The organism is Algibacter sp. (assembly GCF_049667265.1).
In the GTDB taxonomy this organism is placed as follows: Bacteria; Bacteroidota; Bacteroidia; order Flavobacteriales; family Flavobacteriaceae; genus Algibacter_B.
In genome coordinates this window covers 1-5,384 of record NZ_JBATHX010000495.1, presented here as the reverse complement: position 1 = coordinate 5,384, position 5,384 = coordinate 1, and the positions used below count along the sequence as shown (strand labels likewise).

Annotated in this window: 5 protein-coding genes; 2 read left to right on the top strand and 3 right to left on the bottom strand. The window is 33.2% G+C overall.

What is annotated here, in order from left to right; genetic code table 11:
- Positions 1-630: 630 nt before the first annotated feature.
- Together truA and WBN21_RS16865 are read left to right on the top strand one after the other, a co-directional pair.
- Positions 631-1,374, top strand: coding sequence for a tRNA pseudouridine(38-40) synthase TruA (gene truA / locus WBN21_RS16870; RefSeq protein WP_424202364.1), 744 nt, complete (start codon positions 631-633; stop codon positions 1,372-1,374).
- Positions 1,375-3,144 carry an ABC transporter ATP-binding protein gene (locus WBN21_RS16865; protein WP_424202362.1) on the top strand — a complete coding sequence of 590 codons (1,770 nt, stop codon included), beginning with the start codon at positions 1,375-1,377 and terminating at the stop codon, positions 3,142-3,144. It abuts the gene before it with no gap.
- A 4-nt stretch (positions 3,145-3,148) separates the two neighbouring features.
- Here WBN21_RS16865 and WBN21_RS16860 read toward each other — a convergent pair whose 3' ends face one another.
- From WBN21_RS16860 to WBN21_RS16850, 3 genes are all read right to left on the bottom strand, one after another.
- Positions 3,149-3,904, bottom strand: a complete 756-nt coding sequence (locus tag WBN21_RS16860) for a DUF3667 domain-containing protein (RefSeq protein ID WP_424202360.1) — start codon at positions 3,902-3,904, stop codon at positions 3,149-3,151.
- Positions 3,904-4,689, bottom strand: coding sequence for a diadenylate cyclase CdaA (cdaA, locus tag WBN21_RS16855; RefSeq protein WP_424202358.1), 786 nt, complete (start codon positions 4,687-4,689; stop codon positions 3,904-3,906). The genes WBN21_RS16860 and cdaA overlap by 1 nt, the downstream gene beginning before the upstream one ends.
- 35 nt (positions 4,690-4,724) lie before the next feature.
- The coding region (locus WBN21_RS16850) for a hypothetical protein (protein WP_424202356.1) at positions 4,725-5,384 on the bottom strand (660 nt) is incomplete at its 5' end.

The window sequence follows — 5,384 nt, the reverse complement described above, 5'->3', positions numbered from 1 at the left end:
ACCAGCACTATTTCACCAATGGCATAAAGTAAATATTTGCTGAATTTGTTTTCAGTCAGTAGTTTCTGTCTAATTTTTCTAAAGAATTTTATCATTGATTAGCGGTATCTTATAATGAAGCACATCTCGTTCTATAATAACTTTTATTTCCGATATCTCGTAAATAAGTCAGGATATAGTAAGTTTTTTGTTAACGTTATCCCGTAAATATAATTAATATTTAGCTTGTTTTACTTACACCTCCCTTAATCCCTCCTTTTTAGGAGGGAAACTGTTGCGTTCAAACTTATTTTTAAATAATCAGGATATTAGTTTCCCTTCTAGAAAGAGTGGATTATAGGGTCTGTTGTTTATGATGTCTTAAAACAGTCCTTTCAAAATAACCTTAAAAAAATTATGGCTCTTAATGTTAGCAAACTCACCCGCGTTAGGGATTGCAGAGGAAAGCCCAAGGCCCGACCTTAGGAGGTGCGAGGACTTGCAACGTAAAGCCTGCCTGCCGGCAGGCAGGCCCGACCCTTTGGGAACGCCCAAATTCAAAAAAATCTTTTAATATTTAATTAAGACACCTTGCTTTTTAGGAAGCTTAAATCTGTCTATCTTTGTGCTTTTACAAAACGGATAGAGGCATTGCGGTATTTTATTGAACTTTCTTATAATGGTAAGGCGTACCATGGTTGGCAATTACAACCGAATGCAATAACGGTTCAGGAGGTTGTTGATACGGCTTTAACGACTTTATTGGGGGAGTCTATTTCGACTATGGGAGCTGGACGTACCGATGCGGGAGTACATGCAACGCAGATGTTTTCGCATTTTGATACGGATGTTGTTTTTGATACGCCGAACTTAATTTATAAACTGAATTCTTTTTTGCCTGCCGATATTGCTATTTGTGATATTTTTAAAGTGAAACCTGATGCGCATGCCCGATTTCATGCCTTAAGTAGAGCGTATGTTTACCGCGTGGCTGTTGAAAAAAATGTGTTTAACGTGGATAATAGCTTTTACGTGAAGCACGATTTGAATGTTGAGAAAATGAATGCGGCTGCGAAAATGTTATTGGAGTATAAAGATTTTCAATGTTTTTCTAAGACGCATACCGATGTGAAAACTTATTTTTGTGATGTGATGCAGGCAGAATGGCTAGTGAATGACGATGAATTGCATTTTGTAATTAAAGCTAACCGTTTTTTGCGAAATATGGTGCGAGCCATTGTGGGAACCATGATTAATATTGGCCTGGGGAAAATGGCGGTTGAGGAATTGCATACTATTATTGAATCTAAAAACAGGAATGAGGCTGGGTTTTCTGTTCCGGCGCATGGTCTGTATTTAACTGATATTGAATATCCTAAGGATATAAAACTATAAATGGAGAAAAGGAAAGAAAAAATATTTGATTTTAAGCTTTTTAAGCGCTTATTCGACTACATAAAGCCTTATAAAACGGTTTTCTTTGGGTTGGTTTTATTGGTGATTTTGTTGGCTGTTTTTAGTGCTGCAACGCCATATATTACTAAATACGCCATTGATGAGAGTATTACAAATAGAATTGAGAAAGACTTTTTGTTTTACATTATGTTGATGCTTGGAGTTTTGGTTTTACAAACCGTTTTTCAGTTAATGTTTATTTACTACGCTGCTTGGTTAGGACAAAATTTAGTGATGGATGTGCGTGTGAAACTCTTTGATCATTTGCTTCGTTTTAAAATGAAGTATTATGATAATTCATCCGTTGGTGTGCTTATAACTCGTGCGGTAACTGATATGGAACGTATTGCAGATATTTTTGGTGAAGGCCTGTTTATGATTGTTAAGGATTTATTGACCATGGGTGTTGTTTTTGGGTTTATGATGAATTTGAATTTTAAATTAAGCCTGATTGTTTTTATTATGATGCCGTTATTGCTCTACGCCACTCGAATTTTCCAGAAGTACATGAAAAAGGCTTTTGAGGATGTTCGTAATGAGGTTTCTAACTTAAATAGTTTTGTGCAAGAACGATTAACAGGCATGAAAATATTACAGGCATTTACTCGCGAGGATGTGGAATATGAGAATTTTAAAGCCATTAATGAACGCCATAAAAAAGGTTGGCTTAAAACGGTTTGGTATAACTCCATATTTTTTCCGTTGGCTGATTTATCGTCGTCCATCACCATTGGTTTAGTGGCTTGGTATGGTGGTTTGCATGTTGTTTTAGCGGATAGTTCGGTGTCGCAAGGTGATTTGGTAGCGTTTATTATGTTTGTGCCCATGTTGTTTAGACCATTGCGGCAAATTGCTGATAAGTTTAATACGTTGCAAATGGGAATGGTGGCTGCAACACGTGTTTTTAAAGTGATTGATACAACATCTCAGATTGATGATTTAGGAACGCATGTTGCTGCATCTTTTAAAGGAAATATAAAGTTTGATAATGTACATTTTAGTTATGTACAAGATGAAGAAGTACTGAAAGGGATTTCATTTAATGTGAAAGCTGGCGATACGGTGGCTATTGTTGGTGCTACGGGTGCTGGGAAATCGACGATTATTAATTTACTGAATCGTTTTTATGAAATTGGAGATGGTGTCATTTCGGTGGATGGTATTAATATTAAAGATGTGACTTTAGCATCTTTAAGAACTCAAATTGCCGTGGTTTTACAAGATGTGTTTTTGTTTGCTGATACTATTTTGAGTAATATTACTTTGAATCATCCTGAGATTACTGAAGCTGAGGTTCAACAAGCAGCCAAAGATATCGGGATTCATGATTTTATTATGACCTTGCCTGATGGGTATCATTATAACGTGAAAGAACGCGGCGTGATGTTGAGTTCTGGGCAGCGACAATTAATTTCGTTTTTGCGTGCTTATGTAACTAACCCAAGTATTTTAGTGTTGGATGAAGCGACTTCTTCTGTTGATTCTTATTCTGAGCAACTCATTCAGAATGCTACTGATAAAATTACTAAAGGCCGAACTTCTATTGTAATTGCACACCGTTTGGCTACTGTACAAAAAGCAGATAAAATTATTGTTATGGACGCTGGTAAAATTGTAGAACAGGGCACGCACACAGAACTTCTTAAAAAGGAAAATGGCTATTACAGGAACTTATATGAAGTTCAGTTTTTACAGGAAAGTGTGGCTTAGAGAATTATATTTTTGTTATGATAAAATAGATTATGGTAATTACTGTACCAAAAATAGTTATTGATATTAGAGATAGTAGAGAATAGGCTAAAGCTCGCAAAAAGCTTGAAATAACTGAAAAATCATAGAGTCTTTTGTATAAAAATATCATGTAAAAAAACATAGGAATAGCCAAGTAAGTCGATAAGTTATTGTAATTAACACCCATTGGTAATGAGATTAAAACAATAAAAAAAGACACTAAATAAAGTTGCGCTGAGGCGTATGATATAATTACAAAATGTTCAGCAGTATTATATTTTTTTGAATCAAGAAATATTAATCTTGAAATCAAAGCATAAATCGGAATTGAAATTACGGTTATTAATCCTTGATAGTCATAAATTAAATCCATAATACTTTTAAAATCAGCAACTTCATTGCTAGCTTTTGGAGCTAATGAAAAATTCAGTAATTCGGGAAAGAATTTTTTCAATATAAAAAACTGTAAACCTATTAGTGTTAACGTCAACCCTAAATAGGGAATAGCATTTATATATTTTTTTCTGAAACCATTTACATAACTATTTATAACGTTTTCTGGTCTCGTAAACAAAGTTTTAAAGGTTTTAACTAGCTTGTTGTCAATACTTAAAAACTCATGAAGAAAATTTAAAAGAAAGGATTTTATGGTTAACCTTTTAAAAGCTGCTTTTTCGCCACAACTATTGCAATATATACTAGATTCTGAAATTAAAGAATTGCAATTTCTACAAGTCATTATGCCAAATCCGTTTTAATTAAAGAATTAAGCTCATTAGAATCTTCGAAAACCACAAATTCCCCATCTTTAAAATACGATATATGCCCGGTTTCTTCACTTACAACTAAGGCCAGGGCATCTGTTTTTTCGGTAACGCCAATAGCGGCTCTGTGTCTTAAACCAAATCGTTGAGGTATATTTTTTTCGTTATTTACAGGAAGGATAACACGCGTTGCTTTCACTACATTATTACTTACTATAATAGCGCCATCATGCAACGGGCTATTTTTGAAAAAGATACTTTCAATAATAGGTTGCGTTACTTTTATATTCATTTCATCGCCAGATTGTGCAAAGAAATCTAGGTTGTTATTACGTTCAAAAACAATAAGTGCTCCTGTTTTTGAGATTGACATTTTATTGCAAGCGGATATTATAGCATCCACATCGGTTTCATCGCTACTTTCAGTTTTTAAAAATTTTATTTGCTGGAAAAATTTACCTCGAGTACCTAAATTTGTAGAACCCACCATGAGTAAAAACTTCCTTATTTCTGGTTGAAAAACAACAATTAGGGCTATGATTCCTACTTTCATAAACCCACCAAAAATACCGGTAAGTAATTCCATGTTTAGGAAATCGGTAAGCATCCATGCACCATAAATAATAATAATACCTATAAAAATATTGATTGCTACCGTGCCTTTAATAAGCCTGTAAACATAGTAGAGGAGTAGTGCTACAAGAATAACATCAATAATATCTACAACGGTAAATTTTAAAAGGTCTTTGAAAATATCCAATGAAAGTGGGTTTTTGTAAATTTAGTAAAAAAGGGTTAATTAAAAATGAATTCGTTGTTTGATATTTCAGTTTGTTTTAAATCAGTATTTTCTATAATAGACTTATAGTCAATGTAGTTTTGAAAAGATAAATTTTCATTGAAATTCAATAAAATTATTCCGTTTAAAGTGTCACATTTTTTCATGTAAAATGAAATGCTGTCTTTCGATGTTTCTAAAAATCTAGTTTTTAAAGAAGTACTAGCTATAACTATTGTATTGTTTTTTTCAAAAGCTATGGCCGTTGAATTACTTAAACTATCTATACTTGAAAGTGCATCTGAATAATTGTCAAGTGATTCATTTTGATACCTAACATCCGTAAAATCAATAAACCCTAAATTTTTAATACTCGTATCATTACAAGTAAAATAATTTCTAGTTCCTTCTTTTTTATGACTAGAATTAGCCTTTTTATCTTGTAAATATTTAATATGAGGAATCACCCGTTTTAGTGTCAAACGTTTATCCACGTTAATCAACCAATTTGTGGTACTAATTAGGTTTTTTCTATTCAGTTCTACACTATCTACTTGAGTTTCATCGTAAAACAAATAGGCAGGTGAAACATCTAGAATTTCTGTAATTTCAGAATGACCAATTTCTGGTAACAGAATAACTTTATCACTTCCACAAGAAAACAGAACAGTTAAAAT